Consider the following 16,641-nt stretch of genomic DNA (forward strand, 5'->3'; position numbering starts at 1 on the left):
AATCATGGATTAGTTCGTAAATAGTTTTGCAAAAAAGTTTTAAATCAGTTTTTCGTTTTAAACCTACTTACACTAATTGGGTCTTACCCAAAAGCCCTGACATGAAAAAAGTCCTGATTATAGGTATGCTGATCACATCGGTAACCTTATTGCAGTTCTGCAAAAGCAAAGACAGTACAGCCCCAGTATATGCATCCATCACCAATACCTTTGGTTCTAACATTAACTTAAGTCAGCTTGAAAACTATGCAAACCAAGCAGTTCCTGCTTATGTCACCAAAGACAATACAGCAGGGAATCCCATCACAAATGCCAAAGCCACATTGGGACGGGTTTTGTTTTATGATAAAAATTTGAGTATTGATAATACCATATCCTGTGCTTCCTGTCATCAACAACAATTTGCTTTTAGCGATACAGAAATTGCCAGTAAAGGCGTGAGTGGTGGGCTTACCGGAAGACATTCCATGCGTCTGATCAATGCACGGTTTTCAGCAGAAGCCAAATTTTTCTGGGATGAAAGAGCAGGAACTTTAGAATTACAGACCACTCAACCTATACAAGATCATGCGGAGATGGGCTTTAGCGGACAAAATGGTAGACCTGCTATCGGAGCACTGCTTACCAAACTTCAGGGCATTAATTATTATCAGGATCTCTTTCAGTTCGCTTATGGAAATACCACGATTACTGAACAGAAATTACAGGAATGTTTGGCTCAATTCATCCGTAGCATTCAGTCATTTGATTCCAAATATGATGTGGGAAGAGCGCAAGTCAATAACGACAACCAGAATTTCCCCAATTTTACTGCACAAGAAAATCAGGGTAAAAACTTATTTCTGGCACCTCCTGTTTTTGATCAGAATGGCATCAGAACTACGGGTGGATTGGGTTGTGGAGGTTGTCATAGAGCTCCTGAATTTGATATTGATCCCAACAGTGGTAATAATGGTATCATTGGAAGACTCAATGCTACCGGAATTGATGTGAATAATACAAGAGCCCCATCACTCAGAGACTTGGTGAATCCATCAGGTGTACTCAATGGCAATATGATGCATACGGCTTCTATCAATAGCTTACAGACTGTGATTGGTCACTATGGTAATATCAGTATTGCACCCGGCAATAACAGATTAGATCCAAGATTAAGACCCAATGGGAATGGACAACAATTGAATCTTACGGCGGCAGAAGTGAATGCTGTGATGGCCTTTTTAAGAACATTGACCGGAACAAATGTATATACCGATAAAAAATGGAGCAATCCATTCAATTGATCATTGTTACCAATGATCAGGCTAAAACATTGATCAGTGTTTGTACCTGATCAACGGTATTGAATGAGTGCAACACAATTCGTAACCGCTCTTTCCCTTCCGGTACGGTAGGATATAATATGGGACGAATATCGAACTGATTCGATTGTAAATGTTTGGCTAATTCTTTTACATCGGCATTTCCCGGGACCACCACTCCTTGTATGGGTGTATGAGAAACCAATTTTTCATAGCGCAGTGTAGCTGATTGAAAAAGTTGAATCAAATCTGCTAAGTGCTTCCTCTCTTCTTTCATTGTAGGAAATAGATCATAGGACCTACTGATCATCGCAACAGCATGTTCAGGCAAGGAAGTAGAATACATAAGACTTCTGGCAAAATTGATGAGGTAGGTTCTTAATTGTTCAGAACCCAATACCACTGCACCATGACAACCACAAGCTTTTCCGAATGTGTGAATTCGGGCAAAGATTTGTGATGCATGGCCCAAATGTTGTACCAATCCCTCTCCACGATCACCGATCACACCGGTTGCATGGGCTTCATCTATGATCAAATGTGCCTGATAACGATTTGCCAGATTTAACAATGCATCTAATGGACAAGTATCCCCATCCATACTAAAAACAGATTCGGTAACAATAAAAATAGTACCCGTAGCCTGTTTTAATTTAGATTCAAGATCATTCAAATCATTGTGTGCAAAAGAAAAGGAGCGTGCAAAAGATAAACGGATCCCATCTCTAATGGAAGCATGTGATAGATAATCGTACAAAATCGTATCCCCTTTTTGTGGCACACAAGAGAGTAGACCAACATTGGCATCATAACCCGAATTGAACATCAATGCCGCTTCTGCTTGATGAAATGTGGCTATCTTTTGTTCTGTTTCATTGATCAATGGATAATTACCTGCCAATAATCTGGAACCAGTAGAACCGGAAGACATCTGTACGGCATCCCCATTCAACAACTGATGTGTAGCAATTCCTAAATAGTCATTGGAACAAAAATCAATAGCCCCGGTTTGTTGCTGCAGCTGTCTGAGTGACTGCTTAGCCACACGTTCATCTAATTTTCGACGGAGAAAATCATCAGGATACATAAAAGTAAAACTAAGGCAAAAAGAAAATCTAACCGCTGCAAGTATTTACTTTGCAGCTGAAAAAGTGAATAATGGAGTTATCTGAACACACGAAGAATATACTTGGACTACAATTACCGACAGATCCCCGCTGGGTGGATCTGGCCAGTATTCGTTTGGAAGATATCCTTACCGATCATGCCTATTGCGAGCAGAAAGCAGCACTGACCTGCATTTCATTGATCCAACGTTATTCTCAGCGTGTGGAGCTGGTGAAACAACTATCTCCCATTGTTACGGAAGAATGGGGGCATTTCAGATTGGTACTACACGAATTACATAAGCGCGGTCTACAATTAGGCACTCAACGTAAAGATATTTATGTCAACAAGCTGATCGAGTTTCAGCAAAAAGGAGGCAGTGAAGAAGGACGTTTCCTAGATCAGTTATTGACGATGGCATTGATAGAGGCCAGAAGTTGTGAACGCTTCAAAAGACTTAGTGAAGGATTGCAAGATGAATACCTCCGTAATTTTTATCGACGTTTTATGGAAAGTGAGGCCGGACATTATACTTTATTCATTGAATTGGCTGAATTGTATATGGATAAAGACAAGGTACGTAAGCGCTGGAAAGAATGGCTCGATTATGAATCAGAGATCATGCAGGAATTAGAACTCAGAGGAGATAGAATTCATTAAAGGAATCATCGTTTCAAACTCGATTCGAAATAAGAAATCTCTTCTTTCCAGCTGATAAAAGGATATTGCTTTTCCATTTGTATTGCCTTATTCAAATAGGTTTGCAAGAACTGTTGATGTTGCTGCGTAGAAGGATTGAATGGTTTATGTTGCGCAGCCAATCTAATGGCATCAATTTCTTTTAAAAGATTTTTTGTATCTTCAGACATACACGCATTCACCAGCTTTTCCCATACATATTGGGTAGCATGATAATTCGGATGCACCAGGTCTTCAGCATAAAACCGATAATCACGCAAATCATCAATCACCAATTCATAGGCAGGAAAATAATACAGCCGACCAAACTTTTCGACCAAATGATGTACCGATTGAATCAAAACTGCTTTACTCTTATTGTTTTCTATAACACCCTCTCGCAGATGTCTCACCGGACTAATGGTGAAGATGATCTGTAATTTCGGATTGAAATGAAACAATCGATGGATCATATGATCCAATACACTTAATACTTCTTCTGTGGTTAATAATTTTTTTGAGAACCAATCGGCAGGTGCTTTATGATTATTGGCTGCTACAGCACCTGTTTTTGCATTGGCTGCTTTTTCAGTTAAGGTATATACCCATGCAGAACCCAATGTGATGACAATTTGATCTGCATTTTTTAAAAACTGATGCACTCGCTCAGTTGATGAATTGATTTTTTGCAAAGCATCTTCCGGTGTGATTCCAGAATAACGACTATGGTGTTTCCAACTATGCCAGCTTTCATTCAAAGTAAACAGATCATTACTTGTAAAAACTTTCTGTTCAATGTATTGCGTAATAGCTTCAGATACACTTACGGGATTGAATAAAATGCCATTCGGATTTTCCAGTACGGTAAACTTATGTTTCGATAATTTCTCTCCGATATTTTCTGTAAAGCAAGAACCGATCAACATCAATTTTTGTTGATGATGAATCAGCTTATCAGGCGATTGAATATCGAATTCGTAATGAAACTTCATAGCTATTTATTGAAACACCTGTAATGCCATTCGGCTACTTTGTATCAGCGCTTCCTGATCTAGGTCTTGTAACAATTGTTTGGATTGAAAATAAGGAATCATTTTTTCAGTATCCATATTCCCTACCAAATCATCCTGCGCCATCGGACAGCCCCCTATTCCCTTCAGGGCTCCATCAAAGCGTTTACAGCCGGATTCAAATGCTGCAGACAATTTAGCTTCCCAATTCAAAGCCGTTGAATGTAAATGGACGCCAATAGTAGTTGTAGGATATTGCGGGATCAGCGTGGTCAATGCAAAACGAATTTGTTCCGGACTGGCCAACCCAACCGTGTCTGCTAAAGAAATGATTTCAATTCCTTCTTTCACCATCACTTCTGTCCATTGAAGTAATATCTCATCATTGTACACATCTCCATATGGATTTCCAAATCCCATACTGAGGTATACCACCAATTCTTTATTGGTTTTTAAACACAGTTCTTGAATTGCTTTCACTCTATCCATGCTTTCTTCCATGGTACTATTGGTATTCCGTTGCTGAAAAGTGGGAGAAAGTGAAAAAGGAAATCCGAGACAGCTGATTTCATCATATACCACCGCTTCTTCTGCTCCTCGTTGATTGGCTACTATGGCTAATAATTTCGTTTGCTCATTCAGTTGCAATTGGGGAATGACATCTTTGGTATCAACCATTTGTGGAATGGCTTTGGGAGAAACAAAACTGCCAAAGTCAAGTGTATGAAATCCTACTTTCAGTAAGGCATTCAGATAATTGACTTTAACAGCAGTAGGTATGGGATGCACCCATCCCTGCATGGCATCACGAGGACATTCAACCAATTGTATTTGAGGATCAAGAGACATACAAAAGAGTTAAGATCATGAATGCAATCGCTGCTTCATGGCTTCATACAAAATAATACCTGTTGCTACTGATACATTGAATGAATCGAATTTAGTAGCCATTGGAATCGTGAAAAATGCGTCAGCAGCTTTAGCGAGATAAGGTTGAACACCTTTTCCCTCATCGCCCATGATCACACAACAAGGATCTTTGAATGCCAGATCAAATACTTTTTTATCAGCACGCATTTCACTGGTAAAAACCTGAATACCATTCAGGTGCAAAGTATCCACTGCTTTCAATAAACTATTTACTCTGCAAACATGAATATGCTCCAATGCTCCGGCACTACTTTTCATGGCTTCTTCATTCAAAGCGCCTACTCCTTTATCAGGAATAATCAATGCCTGTGATCCGCAACAGAGAGCGCTTCTGGCAATGGCTCCAATATTTCGCACATCGGTTACTCCATCCAACATCACAAATAAGGGTACTTCCCCTTTTGAAACAACATGATCAATCACTTGTTGCAAATCCATGTATTGAACCAATGCCGCAAACGCAATCACACCCTGATGATTGGCGCGGGTCATTCCATGCAACTTCTCTTGTGGCACCAATTGTATGGGAATATTCTTTTCACGGGCATGCTGACGGATCTCAGCAATGGCTTCTCCCGAAATATTTTTTTGGAATAAAATTTTATCAATCGGTCTTCCCGTTTCCAGCGCTTCCAATAATGGCTGGCGACCTATGATCAGTGAACTCTTTTTAACAGGCATCTGCAAAGGTATTATTAAAGCTGACCCAAAAGCTTCATCAATTTTATTTTTGTAATGGCTGCAACTGACATTGAATCGGTAATAATTCCGTTTTCTACCATTTGCCATGCTTCTTCTAATGGAACTTGTCGGGTATGCAGGTCTTCAGTATCCTCGGGAGCTGCCTCACCTTCTTTCAAACCTGTTGCCAGATAAACAATTGCCAACTCATCCGATACCGAATTGGATAAATGCATGGTTAATAAATGTTTCCAGTTTGTAGCTGCAATACCGGTTTCTTCCTTCAATTCTCGTTTTGCACTTTCTAAAGGATCAGTACCCACCGGAGCCCCACCCTCCGGAATTTCCCAACTATACTGATTCAAGGTGAAGCGAAATTGTCCAACCAACCACAATTGCTCTCGATCATCTAAAGCTACAATACCTACCGCCACATTTTTAAAATGTACCTTCCCATAAATACCTTCTCCTCCCGATGGATTGACCACTTTGTATTCCGTCACTCCTATCCATTTATTTTCATAGATATTCTTCTCACTGATAATTGTCCAAGGATTGTTTTCCATGATCTAATTTCTTTTGAATAATCGACTCCCCGCTGTTGCTATGATAAAAAAAAGTAAGAGAATCACAATCCCAAACTTAATGGATGCACAATACATGGTCAATTGTAAAGAGGAAAGCGAATAATGTCCATTGATAGATTGAAGCATCAATATATTTTCGGTAACATCTAATATACCTGCAAGAAAAGCCATTCGAATTCCTATCGCACCCAATTGCTGCATGAATCGATGAGTCCATTGACCGATGCATTTTCCAACTCCTAAAATAAAAAACCATGTATAGGCCATTATAAAGAGAAAATCAATCAAAATATTGTTTCGAACTGTTTCTTGGTTCCAAACAGATACAACAGACACAAGTTTCTCCGGCGTATTTGCAAATTCCAATGCCAATATTCCGGAAGGAGTCAAAGGCGTTATCAACTCTTTTCCCTGCCATCGTAAAACAACAATCATGATGAGTGAAAAAAGAGATGCCAGCAATAAATGAACAGATGATTTTTGCATGTGCTATTTTAGACACTCTAAATATAAAGAGGGTTTTTCAAAAGCCTGGTGATTCGTTTGATGGTTTATGGCTTATGGTCCATGGTCCATAGTAAAAGAAAGAGGAAGTCACAAAAAGTCGAATAAAAGACCTTGAGATTTGTCCGCATAAAAAAGAGGCTGTATCAGATTATTGATACAGCCTCTATATAAAACACTTATTGGGTTATTTTAAACCGAAAGCTTTTTTCACTTTGGTTACGTAATCTAGCTTCTCCCAAGTGAACAGTTCTACTTTCACATTCTTCTCTTTACCATCCGGTGTTTTGAAGGTCTTTGTCACCACTTCACTCTTACGTCCCATGTGACCGTAGGCTGCTGTTTCACTGTAGATCGGGCTACGTAGTTTCAAGCGCTGCTCGATGAAGTATGGACGCATATCGAACAATCCTTCTACGATCTTAGCGATTTGTCCGTCAGTCAGGTTCACTTTTGCAGTACTGTAAGTGTTCACATTGATACTCGTAGGTTGTGCTACACCGATGGCATAAGACACTTGTACCAATACCTCGTCTGCAACACCCGCAGCTACCAGATTCTTTGCAATATGACGCGTTGCATAAGCTGCTGAACGGTCTACCTTACTGGGGTCTTTACCGCTGAATGCTCCACCACCATGTGCGCCTTTGCCGCCATAAGTATCTACGATGATCTTGCGACCGGTCAAGCCCGTATCGCCATGTGGACCACCAATCACGAACTTACCGGTTGGGTTGATATGGTATTTGATGTTGTTGTTGAACAACTTCGCGTATTTCTTGTACTTCGCCTTTACTCTAGGGATCAGGATATTGATGATATCTGATTTGATCTTGGCCAACATCTTGGCTTCAGTATCAAAATCATCATGCTGGGTAGATACAACGATCGCATCGATTCTTACCGGGCGGTTGTTATCATCGTATTCCAATGTTACCTGACTCTTTGCATCAGGACGCAGGTATTTGATCTGTTTGTTCTCTCTTCTCAGTGCTGCCAGTTCAATCAGGATCTTATGAGCCAGATCCAATGCCAGTGGCATGTAATCATCTGTTTCATTGGTGGCATAACCAAACATCATACCCTGGTCACCGGCACCTTGTTCTTCTTTTTTCTTTCTGTCAACACCCTGGTTGATATCTGCACTCTGCTCATGAATAGCAGAAAGAATACCACAGCTATTGGCTTCAAACATATACTCACTCTTGGTATATCCGATCTTACGGATCACACCACGAGCAATTTCCTGTACATCCAGGTATGCCTTTGATTTTACCTCACCGGCCAATACTACCTGTCCGGTAGTTACCAATGTTTCACAAGCCACTTTAGATTGAGGATCAAAAGCCAAAAAGTTGTCGATTAATGCGTCAGATATCTGGTCAGCCACTTTATCGGGATGTCCTTCAGATACGCTCTCAGAAGTAAATAAATAAGGCATATACTAATTTAATGGGTGTAAATATAAAAACTAGTGTCGATTAAATTCTGGAAAATACGATACGTAGACGCATTCTGAAACGAGAGTGTGTACCTCCCCCCAATCTCACCCTTCCGATTGCAGGCGCATTTCCAACACTCGGATTCAGATATACTGGTTTGAGATCTCCTAATTGCGGGTAAGGGTCTCTATAAAAGAGCGTATCATTTGCAGGGGCTGAAAGTTGCAGAATAAAGGAGCTATCGCCTCTGGATACGATTCCTTGTACATATCGACTCAAGTTAAAACTATAAGATGCTACTCGATTATACCCCTGTGTGGTCTTAAAAAAAACCGCACCACCAAAATCGCGGATATTCGGTCCTTGATTAGATGAGAAAATATAATCATTAGGGACATTATACTTTCCGTTGGTCGATGTTTTATAGGTGCTCAATAACAAATAACGGGGTACGCTCATCTGCTGGTCAATCGTTAACAGATTGGCATCATCGGGTACTTGTTCAGCGATGAGCTCAGCTCTGTGAATGATGCGATTACTAAGTCCCGCCAAACCCGGTACTCTGATTCTGGCGAAAGAACCAGGAGAAGTTTGTATAAAAAGAAGAGAATCTGATTTAGGGGTAGTGCTATTATTCACATAATTGGCCATTTGACTACCGGAACGATTTCTCGTAACAAAATTAGCCGCCGTCGTAACGAAACTATTAAAGGAGAGATAAGCAACCGATGTATCTCTTCTGGTAGCACCTGTTGAACTTGAATTATAATACAGCGCAAACTTTGTATTGGTATCTGTTAAGTTAATACGTAACAATGCATTCGCAGGTGCAGACTGGTCAACAGTCAGCGCAAAACCGGCAAAATAGGTTCTGAAAACAGAATCATTTTTGTAAGCATTTGTTGAATCGTATTGTTTGATAAACCTGAATGCTACATCATTCCTTAAACGGATACGTATTTGATTATTGGCGTTTTCAAATCTGTTTTTAACAGAATCATCCAATGTACGCGGGTCGATCGTAATAGGGTTGGCAAGCGGACCAGCCAAGCTGATTGGCGTAGCTGAGGGATAGTTAACAGGATATGATCTGCCTCTATTAAGTTTTGAGTTTTGAGCAATTTCAGATACAGTTATACGTAAGGGTTGTGTTGAATCGCCATACAAACCTTTGTAACTTAAGATTAGTACGGCAGAATCTACCACAATACTGTCTTTGTTTCCGGGAATGGTAAAAGGAGCAACAGGAGGTGTTACTTCAAAATAAAGTGATGCTGTTGTTTTTCCGAATATGGGGTCGTTGGTGATGGCACCAATTACCTGTTCATCAGATCTGTAAATTCTCGCCGTATCCAATTCCTCATAGGTATCTGTAATGACCTCTAAGATGGTATCTTTTGTAAGAATTCCGTCAATGGGAGGTATCAACCCACCCCCTAGTTCAGTAGAAGTAATCCGGGTACAACCCGTGAGTAAAAATCCAGAAAAAATACAGAAAATGAATGTATTACGCAGTGTCGAAAATAAACGCATGAGTTGTTGATTACTTACCCGCAAGGTCGTTGTACAATTCTAAATACTCTGTTAAATCAGAATCCCATCCTTTGAAAGGAACTACTTTTTTCCCTTTCACTTTTGCGAATTCTTCAGTGAGTTTTTTATCAATTTTTTCTGCACCAAAAGTGATCGCATCAGCATAACTGGCACCACCTCTGAACAATGCGGTATTATTTGCTTCTTTAAAAGGTTCAAGATCTTTGTCTTTGACATTGGCATTGATGACAGCCTGTTTCAGGAAGTCTCCACCCAACTTATCTTTAAAAGTGTTTTCACCAATGGTAAAAATCACTTTACTATTACCAAATACAGGCTCTTTTTTATAGGCTGTTTTGATATAAGCAGGAATCAATCCTGTCATCCAGCCACTGCAATGAATGATATCCGGAGGCCAGCCAAATTTCTTTACAGTTTCCAATGCTCCTTTACAGAAGAAGACAGTGCGGAGTGCATTATCATCAAACCATTTCTCTTCATCATCATGAAAAATCTGCTTACGCTTGAAGAAGTCTTCATTTTCCAGAAAATACACTTGCAAGCGGGCATTGGGTAAAGAAGCTACTTTGATTTGAAGCGGATAATCATCATTATCAACCGATACATTGATACCTGAAAGTCGAACCACTTCATGTAAGCGATGTCTTCTTTCATTGATTACACCAAAGCGGGGCATGATACATCTGACTTCCAGACCTCCATCATTACTCTTGATAGCCAGTTTATTGATGACCTCAGCAAACTCAGTCAGCTCGAGGTAGGGAGACATTTCTGTGGCTATGAATAAAATTCTTTTCTTTGTTGACATCCTTGCACCGTTTTTTTGCGGGACTCGTAAAATGAGTGGGCAAAGGTACATAAAATAAACAGAACAGTACGAGTATAGAGATTTGACCTCAATCACCCCCCCCTTATGATCCTATTCAAGAAAAGCGACGAATTAAAAAAATATTTAATTAAAAAGACTGCTGAGGGCATTTCAATAGGTTTTGTACCCACTATGGGTGCGCTGCATGAGGGTCATCTTTTTTTGGTTCGGACGGCTAAAGAAAAAAGTGGGTTGGTAATTACCAGTATTTTTGTGAACCCTACCCAATTCAATGATCAACAGGACTATTTACATTATCCAAAAACCATCGACCAGGATATTCTTTTATTGGAAAAGTCGGCTTGCGATGTTTTGTTTTTGCCCGATGTTCAGGAAATCTACCCAAGCGGTTATGTGGCCAATCACTATGCATTGGGTTCTTTGGAGACCGTTTTAGAGGGAAAATACAGACCCGGACATTTTCAGGGGGTTTGTCAGGTCGTTGATCGTTTATTAGCAATCGTTATGCCCTCTACGTTGTTTTTAGGACAGAAAGATTACCAGCAATGCATGGTCATCGAAAGATTAATTGATCTTAAACAGTATGCTACTAAATTGTATGTCGTACCTACCATGCGAGAAAATAGTGGATTAGCGATGAGCAGTCGGAATCTGCGACTAAATGAACAGGATAGAGAAAAAGCGGCTGCTATACATGCGGGATTGACCCATCTCAAATCTCGTCTCCAACCCGGCAAGGTTCAACCCTTATGCGATGATGTAGCTATGAGCCTTTTACAGGCTGGATTTGAAAAAGTAGATTATATCAGTATCGCCAATGCCCAAACCTTGGAACCGGTAGAAGAATGGGATGGCAATACAGCACTGGTAGCATTGGCTGCGGTATTTCTTTCGGGAGTCCGATTAATTGATAACATACCTCTCACATAATCAACACACGCATATCAGTTTGAACTGACTATTTTTGCGCGCATGATGCAAATAGAAATACTAAAATCGAAAATACACCGTGCCGTCATCACGGAAGCTAATCTTCACTATGTAGGTAGTCTTACTCTTGATGAAGACCTGATGGATGCTGCCAACTTTATTGAGCATGAAAAAATTCAGGTTGTGAACGTTAATAATGGAGAGCGTTTAGAGACTTATATCATCAAAGGCAAGCGTGGCAGTGGTATTGTTTGCTTAAACGGACCCGCCGCTCGCAAAGGTGCTGTTGGCGATTTGGTAGTGATCATCTCTTATGCAACCATAGATTTTGAAGCTGCTAAATCCTTTAAACCATGGGTCGTATTTCCTAAAGAAGGCAATAAATTATAGCCAAACAAAGGCCTCAGTAATTTTGTAATTTACATTCGAATGCACGCATGAAAAAACAACTCCTCTCCATCGGAAAGTTTGCCCTGTTTCTGGGATTGGGTTTGTTCCTCGTATGGTGGAGTCTAAGACAAATACCGGATGATAAGTGGGATGAGTTTAGAAACAGTTTACGGAATGCTAATTATTGGTTATTGATTCCCGTCTTCATCATCCTCATTGCCAGCCACTGGCTTCGTGCCCTTCGTTGGAAAATACTCATGGAACCGATGGGGTATCGTCCAACCACCATCACTACTTTTTTTGCTGTCATGATCGGTTATTTGGCGAATCTGGCTTTTCCAAGATTGGGCGAAGTATTGAAATGTACCATTCTTGCACGTTATGAAAAAGTGCCCGCCGAAAAATTGGTTGGAACCATTGTGGCAGAACGGGCCGTTGATGTGGTCTCCTTAGTAATTGTTTTTGTATTAACACTGATCTCGCAATATGATATTCTGGCTGTTTATGGACAAGAACTGATCGGACAATTACTAGTAAAGGGCGAATCTATCTCAATGTCTGCATTGCTATTAGTAGCGGGTATTGTATTGGTATTGATTTTAGTCATTCGTATTTGGTTCAAACAGTTTGCTCATTTGAAAGTAGTAATGATGATCAAAAAAATCATTGCCGGTATTTGGGAAGGATTGATGAGTATTCGTCATTTAAAACGCAAAGGGATTTTCATACTATACAGTATTGGTATTTGGTTTCTCTATACTGCCGGCACCTGGGTAGGTTTATTGGCTACATCAGGTACTGCACATTTGGGATGGGGTGAAGGATTGAGTGTACTGGCTTTTGGTAGTATTGGTATGATAGTAACACCCGGAGGTATTGGTGCCTATGCATTCTTCATTGCCAAAGTACTGGAGGAATATAAAATACCTTTCGAAATAGGGTTTGCCAATGGCAACCTTCAATGGTTTGCACAATTTATGATCGTATTGATCGCAGGTGGATTGAGCTTATTATTGCTTCCTGCGTATAATAAAAAAAATAAAACATCATGAGAGCTATTCAGGCAATAGAACAAAAGATCATGACATTGCCCCAATTGATGGCAAGGGTAGCAGCATGGCGCATTACCGGAAAAAAAATAGCTTTCACCAATGGTTGTTTTGACATTTTACATGAGGGACATATTTTCTCTCTCAATGCCGCTGCGAGTGAAGCTGATTATTTGATCGTGGGGGTGAATAGTGACAATAGTGTAAAAAAAATAAAAGGTCCAGACAGACCTGTGAACAACGAACATAGCCGTTCATTGATATTGGCCAGTCTGGCTGTAACCGATGCCATCATTGTATTTGATGAAGACACCCCTTATACACTCATCACAACCCTTTTACCGGATGCGCTGGTGAAGGGGGGCGATTATACCATTGAACAGATAGTAGGATCAAAAGAAGTGATCGCAAATGGCGGAAGAGTGGTCATCAATCCAATTGTGGAAGGATTTTCCACCACCGGAATTATTCAGCATATCAAACAATCTTATTCCTAGTATTCGCAATACCGATTCCATGAAATCCTGATCAATAAACTTAACATTCCACTCTCCTTCTCTTTTTTATATTTGAAATGTTAGATTGATTATGCCCCATGGCTTGGACTAATACCATTTTTTGTGAAAAAGCATCTTATTCAGCGTGATATCAGTTGGCTCAGTTTTAATGCAAGGGTTTTACAAGAAGCAAATGACCCTTCTGTTCCTTTGAAAGAAAGAATCCGTTTTCTGGGTATCTTTTCCAATAATACCGACGAGTTTTTCAGGGTGCGTGTGGCTACTTTGAAAAGAATGGTAGAGTATGCAGACAAGAGACGACATCTCAATATGCACATGGAGGAAGATCCACAAGCCATCATTGATCAGATTCAAACCATTGTATTACAGCAGCAAAATGAGTTTAACCGAATTTGGGATGGTATTATTCGTGAGTTGAAAAAGGAAAAAATTTTTTTGATCAATGAAAAACAGCTGAATAAAGAACAGAAGAAATACGTCAGTAATTTTTTTGATGAACAAGTGCGTTCGAATATCATTCCATTGATGATCGAAAGTTTACCTCAACTTCCCTATTTGCGTGATAAGAGTATTTATTTAGGTGTGGTGATGCGGAAGAAAGATTCAGCGTATGATCAGAAATATGCATTGATTGAAGTTCCGGCCAAAGATGTAGGAAGATTTGTACTACTCCCTTCTAAACAAGGTGAAAAACAGATCATACTGTTGGAAGATGTGATCAGACATAATTTGCCGGAGATCTTTACCTATTTTGATTACGATTATTTTGATGCACATGTTTTTAAAGTAACCAAAGATGCGGAGATCGATATTGACAATGATGTGAGTACCACTTTTGTGGAGAAGATAGAAAAAGGATTGAAAAACAGACGCAAAGGAAAACCCGTTCGTTTTGTTTACGACAAAGAAATGGATGCCGGTTTATTGGAATACCTCATTCGTCGCTTGAGTCTGAATCGTAAAAGCAATATTATTCCGGGTGGCAGAATTCACAATTTCCGTCACTTTATGGATTTTCCGGATGTATTTGACAGTAAGAATACACGTCGCCCCTCCTTTACACATCCGGCAATACAAGGCAGCATGCGTGTTACAGATGTGGTATTGAAAAAAGACGTGATGCTGCATTTTCCTTACCATTCTTTTCATACGGTCATTGATCTATTGCGTGAAGCTGCCATGGATCCGGATGTGAAATCGATCAAGATCACAGCATATCGTTTGGCTTCCAACTCTAAAGTGATCAATGCATTGATCAATGCTGCCAGGAATGGTAAAGAGGTAATTGTAATGTTGGAACTGAAAGCGAGATTTGATGAAGAAGCCAATCTGGAATGGAAAAAAATTCTTGAAGAAGAAGGTGTGCGTGTATTATTGGGTATCCCTAAAATGAAAGTCCATGCCAAACTTTGTATCATTAAAAAAAGAAAAGGGAATAAAACGGTTCAATATGGATTTGTGAGCACGGGCAACCTAAATGAAAAAACAGCCAAAGTATATGGTGATCATTGTTTACTAACCGCAAACAGAATGATCATGGCTGATATCAACCGCATTTTTAATTATCTCGAAAACTGGAAGACTGCAGCAGCCCAATTAAAACAATGTAAAACTTTGATGGTTTGTCCAACCAACATGCGACAGGAACTGACCAATTTCATCAACCGTGAAGTTAAAGCAGCAAAAGCGGGAAAAGAAGCCATCATAACACTCAAAGTAAACTCTTTGAGTGATGCCATGCTGATTGATAAATTGTATGCAGCTGCAGCAGCGGGTGTTGAGATCAGATTGATCGTGCGCGGTATTTTTTGTGCAGTCATTGACCATAAAAAATTCAAACAACCGATACGCGCAGTTAGTATTGTAGATGAATACTTGGAACATGCCAGGGTGCTGATTTTTCACAATGGAGGTCAGGAAAAGATTTATATATCCAGCGCAGACTGGATGGTTAGAAATCTTGATCATCGTATCGAAGCCGCTGTGCCCATTACAGATCCACATATCCGCGAAGAATTGAAACAGATTATCCACATTCAATTAAGAGATAATGTAAAAGCGCGTATCCTCGACAAAGAATTAAAGAACAACTATGTACCTTCCGCAGGTAAAAAAAGGGTTCGTTCTCAGATCGAAACCTATCAATACCTACACCGAAAAAACATAGTACCTATTGAGGCTGGCCGCAATTGATATTGGAAGTAATGCTGCACGCTTACTCATCTCTGAAGTAAGTCATGATGCAGAAGGCAAACCGCGTTTCAATAAACTGAATCTGGTTCGTGTACCCTTACGCCTCGGTTTTGATGTGTTTGAAAAAGGAGAAATCTCCAAAGAAAAAAGAGGAATGGTATTACAAACCATGAAAGCTTATGGACATCTCATCAATGCCTATGGAGTTCAACATACCATTGCTTGTGCCACCAGTGCCATGCGTGATGCACGTAATAGTTCGGACCTCATTAGGAAAATTAGACTAGAAACCGGACTTGAAATTGAGATCATTAGTGGAGATCTTGAAGCCTCAATCATCTATGAAAATCATGTTGCAGAAAATATGGATACCGATCATAGCTATCTGTACATTGATGTTGGTGGTGGTAGTACCGAGCTTACTTTTTTTGCAGAAGACAGGCTGGTATTCAAGCAGTCATTCAATATTGGCACCATACGCTTACTGAAAGATATGGTAGAAGACCATCATTGGAATGAGATGAAGGATATCATCAAAAACAAAACCAAAGGATATAAAAAAATAGTAGCCATAGGTACCGGTGGAAATATCAATAAGGTTTTTTCACTGAGTAAGAAAAAAGACGGTAAACCTTTGCCGATTGAGCTATTGAAAGATTACTATAAAGAAATTTCAAGCTTTTCGCTGGAAGACAGAATCAATATTTACAAATTGCGTGAAGATCGTGCCGATGTAATTGTACCAGCGTTACAGATCTATATCAATGTGATGCGTTGGGCAGATGCAGATGAGATTTATGTACCTAAAATAGGGTTGGCCGACGGACTCATTCAACACCTCTACTCTGAATTAACCTTGCAACAACAGTAATTCGTCTTTTTAAGATTGTGGCAATCCTAAAATCTGCCTACTTTGCAGCGTACCCGGCTTATCATCT

Annotated in this window: 17 protein-coding genes; 8 read left to right on the top strand and 9 right to left on the bottom strand. The window is 39.9% G+C overall.

All coding sequences use genetic code 11. From position 1 onward, the window contains the following. The first annotated feature begins 101 nt into the window (after positions 1–101). On the top strand, positions 102–1,283 hold the full coding sequence (locus ACTIEV_RS01280) for a cytochrome-c peroxidase (protein ID WP_322195872.1): 1,182 nt from the start codon (positions 102–104) through the stop codon (positions 1,281–1,283). A 16-nt stretch (positions 1,284–1,299) separates the two neighbouring features. Here ACTIEV_RS01280 and ACTIEV_RS01285 read toward each other — a convergent pair whose 3' ends face one another. Continuing rightward, the gene (locus tag ACTIEV_RS01285; protein ID WP_322195871.1) at positions 1,300–2,388 is read right to left on the bottom strand and encodes an aminotransferase class I/II-fold pyridoxal phosphate-dependent enzyme; all 1,089 of its coding nucleotides are present in this window, start codon (positions 2,386–2,388) and stop codon (positions 1,300–1,302) included. 71 nt (positions 2,389–2,459) lie between these two features. Here ACTIEV_RS01285 and ACTIEV_RS01290 point away from each other — a divergent pair, with 71 nt between their 5' ends. Continuing rightward, positions 2,460–3,068, top strand: coding sequence for a tRNA-(ms[2]io[6]A)-hydroxylase (locus tag ACTIEV_RS01290; RefSeq protein WP_178889234.1), 609 nt, complete (start codon positions 2,460–2,462; stop codon positions 3,066–3,068). 5 nt (positions 3,069–3,073) lie between these two features. Here the strand turns inward: ACTIEV_RS01290 and ACTIEV_RS01295 are convergent, their stop codons facing one another. The 8 genes from ACTIEV_RS01295 to ACTIEV_RS01330 all read right to left on the bottom strand — a co-directional run bounded on the left by ACTIEV_RS01295 (position 3,074) and on the right by ACTIEV_RS01330 (position 10,602). Further along, positions 3,074–4,078, bottom strand: a complete 1,005-nt coding sequence (locus ACTIEV_RS01295) for a GSCFA domain-containing protein (protein WP_322195870.1) — start codon at positions 4,076–4,078, stop codon at positions 3,074–3,076. A 6-nt stretch (positions 4,079–4,084) separates the two neighbouring features. Then, the gene (locus tag ACTIEV_RS01300; RefSeq protein ID WP_322195869.1) at positions 4,085–4,945 is read right to left on the bottom strand and encodes a hydroxymethylglutaryl-CoA lyase; all 861 of its coding nucleotides are present in this window, start codon (positions 4,943–4,945) and stop codon (positions 4,085–4,087) included. Positions 4,946–4,960: 15 nt separating this feature from the next. Then, positions 4,961–5,707 (bottom strand): 23S rRNA (guanosine(2251)-2'-O)-methyltransferase RlmB, encoded by a 747-nt coding sequence (rlmB, locus tag ACTIEV_RS01305; RefSeq protein WP_250685955.1) that lies wholly within the window; start codon positions 5,705–5,707, stop codon positions 4,961–4,963. 14 nt (positions 5,708–5,721) lie between these two features. Then, a complete protein-coding gene (locus ACTIEV_RS01310; protein ID WP_322195868.1) occupies positions 5,722–6,273 on the bottom strand; it encodes an NUDIX hydrolase in 552 nt (183 codons plus the stop codon). A 3-nt stretch (positions 6,274–6,276) separates the two neighbouring features. Beyond that, on the bottom strand, positions 6,277–6,780 hold the full coding sequence (locus ACTIEV_RS01315) for a hypothetical protein (RefSeq protein WP_322195867.1): 504 nt from the start codon (positions 6,778–6,780) through the stop codon (positions 6,277–6,279). Positions 6,781–6,985: 205 nt separating this feature from the next. Further along, positions 6,986–8,239 (bottom strand): methionine adenosyltransferase, encoded by a 1,254-nt coding sequence (gene metK / locus ACTIEV_RS01320; protein WP_322195866.1) that lies wholly within the window; start codon positions 8,237–8,239, stop codon positions 6,986–6,988. 40 nt (positions 8,240–8,279) lie between these two features. Continuing rightward, on the bottom strand, positions 8,280–9,773 hold the full coding sequence (locus ACTIEV_RS01325; protein ID WP_322195865.1) for a DUF4270 family protein: 1,494 nt from the start codon (positions 9,771–9,773) through the stop codon (positions 8,280–8,282). A 10-nt stretch (positions 9,774–9,783) separates the two neighbouring features. Next, entirely contained in the window at positions 9,784–10,602 is an 819-nt protein-coding gene (locus tag ACTIEV_RS01330) for a glycogen/starch synthase (RefSeq protein ID WP_178889241.1), read from the bottom strand. 105 nt (positions 10,603–10,707) lie between these two features. Between ACTIEV_RS01330 and panC the strand changes: the two genes are divergently transcribed. From panC to ACTIEV_RS01360, 6 genes are all read left to right on the top strand, one after another. After that, a complete protein-coding gene (gene panC / locus ACTIEV_RS01335; protein ID WP_322195864.1) occupies positions 10,708–11,553 on the top strand; it encodes a pantoate--beta-alanine ligase in 846 nt (281 codons plus the stop codon). 42 nt (positions 11,554–11,595) lie between these two features. Continuing rightward, positions 11,596–11,943 carry an aspartate 1-decarboxylase gene (gene panD, locus ACTIEV_RS01340; protein ID WP_322195863.1) on the top strand — a complete coding sequence of 116 codons (348 nt, stop codon included), beginning with the start codon at positions 11,596–11,598 and terminating at the stop codon, positions 11,941–11,943. A 47-nt stretch (positions 11,944–11,990) separates the two neighbouring features. Beyond that, positions 11,991–12,995: a lysylphosphatidylglycerol synthase transmembrane domain-containing protein gene (locus ACTIEV_RS01345; RefSeq protein ID WP_322195862.1), complete on the top strand. Its 1,005-nt coding sequence runs from the start codon at positions 11,991–11,993 to the stop codon at positions 12,993–12,995. Next, a complete protein-coding gene (gene rfaE2 / locus ACTIEV_RS01350) occupies positions 12,992–13,489 on the top strand; it encodes a D-glycero-beta-D-manno-heptose 1-phosphate adenylyltransferase (RefSeq protein WP_322195861.1) in 498 nt (165 codons plus the stop codon). The genes ACTIEV_RS01345 and rfaE2 overlap by 4 nt, the downstream gene beginning before the upstream one ends. A 123-nt stretch (positions 13,490–13,612) precedes the next feature. Beyond that, entirely contained in the window at positions 13,613–15,703 is a 2,091-nt protein-coding gene (gene ppk1, locus ACTIEV_RS01355; RefSeq protein ID WP_322195860.1) for a polyphosphate kinase 1, read from the top strand. Further along, the gene (locus ACTIEV_RS01360; RefSeq protein ID WP_322195859.1) at positions 15,684–16,574 is read left to right on the top strand and encodes a Ppx/GppA phosphatase family protein; all 891 of its coding nucleotides are present in this window, start codon (positions 15,684–15,686) and stop codon (positions 16,572–16,574) included. The genes ppk1 and ACTIEV_RS01360 overlap by 20 nt, the downstream gene beginning before the upstream one ends. Positions 16,575–16,641: the final 67 nt, after the last annotated feature.

Source organism: Sediminibacterium sp. (assembly GCF_051861365.1).
Classification (GTDB): domain Bacteria; phylum Bacteroidota; class Bacteroidia; order Chitinophagales; family Chitinophagaceae; genus Sediminibacterium.

What these genes read in the sequence shown, in the direction of transcription:
- ACTIEV_RS01280 (WP_322195872.1), top strand. Translation starts at nt 102, where the DNA reads ATGAAAAAAGTCCTGATTATAGGTATGCTGATCACATCGGTAACCTTA.
- ACTIEV_RS01285 (WP_322195871.1), bottom strand. Translation starts at nt 2,388, where the DNA reads ATGTATCCTGATGATTTTCTCCGTCGAAAATTAGATGAACGTGTGGCT.
- ACTIEV_RS01290 (WP_178889234.1), top strand. Translation starts at nt 2,460, where the DNA reads ATGGAGTTATCTGAACACACGAAGAATATACTTGGACTACAATTACCG.
- ACTIEV_RS01295 (WP_322195870.1), bottom strand. Translation starts at nt 4,078, where the DNA reads ATGAAGTTTCATTACGAATTCGATATTCAATCGCCTGATAAGCTGATT.
- ACTIEV_RS01300 (WP_322195869.1), bottom strand. Translation starts at nt 4,945, where the DNA reads ATGTCTCTTGATCCTCAAATACAATTGGTTGAATGTCCTCGTGATGCC.
- rlmB (WP_250685955.1), bottom strand. Translation starts at nt 5,707, where the DNA reads ATGCCTGTTAAAAAGAGTTCACTGATCATAGGTCGCCAGCCATTATTG.
- ACTIEV_RS01310 (WP_322195868.1), bottom strand. Translation starts at nt 6,273, where the DNA reads ATGGAAAACAATCCTTGGACAATTATCAGTGAGAAGAATATCTATGAA.
- ACTIEV_RS01315 (WP_322195867.1), bottom strand. Translation starts at nt 6,780, where the DNA reads ATGCAAAAATCATCTGTTCATTTATTGCTGGCATCTCTTTTTTCACTC.
- metK (WP_322195866.1), bottom strand. Translation starts at nt 8,239, where the DNA reads ATGCCTTATTTATTTACTTCTGAGAGCGTATCTGAAGGACATCCCGAT.
- ACTIEV_RS01325 (WP_322195865.1), bottom strand. Translation starts at nt 9,773, where the DNA reads ATGCGTTTATTTTCGACACTGCGTAATACATTCATTTTCTGTATTTTT.
- ACTIEV_RS01330 (WP_178889241.1), bottom strand. Translation starts at nt 10,602, where the DNA reads ATGTCAACAAAGAAAAGAATTTTATTCATAGCCACAGAAATGTCTCCC.
- panC (WP_322195864.1), top strand. Translation starts at nt 10,708, where the DNA reads ATGATCCTATTCAAGAAAAGCGACGAATTAAAAAAATATTTAATTAAA.
- panD (WP_322195863.1), top strand. Translation starts at nt 11,596, where the DNA reads ATGATGCAAATAGAAATACTAAAATCGAAAATACACCGTGCCGTCATC.
- ACTIEV_RS01345 (WP_322195862.1), top strand. Translation starts at nt 11,991, where the DNA reads ATGAAAAAACAACTCCTCTCCATCGGAAAGTTTGCCCTGTTTCTGGGA.
- rfaE2 (WP_322195861.1), top strand. Translation starts at nt 12,992, where the DNA reads ATGAGAGCTATTCAGGCAATAGAACAAAAGATCATGACATTGCCCCAA.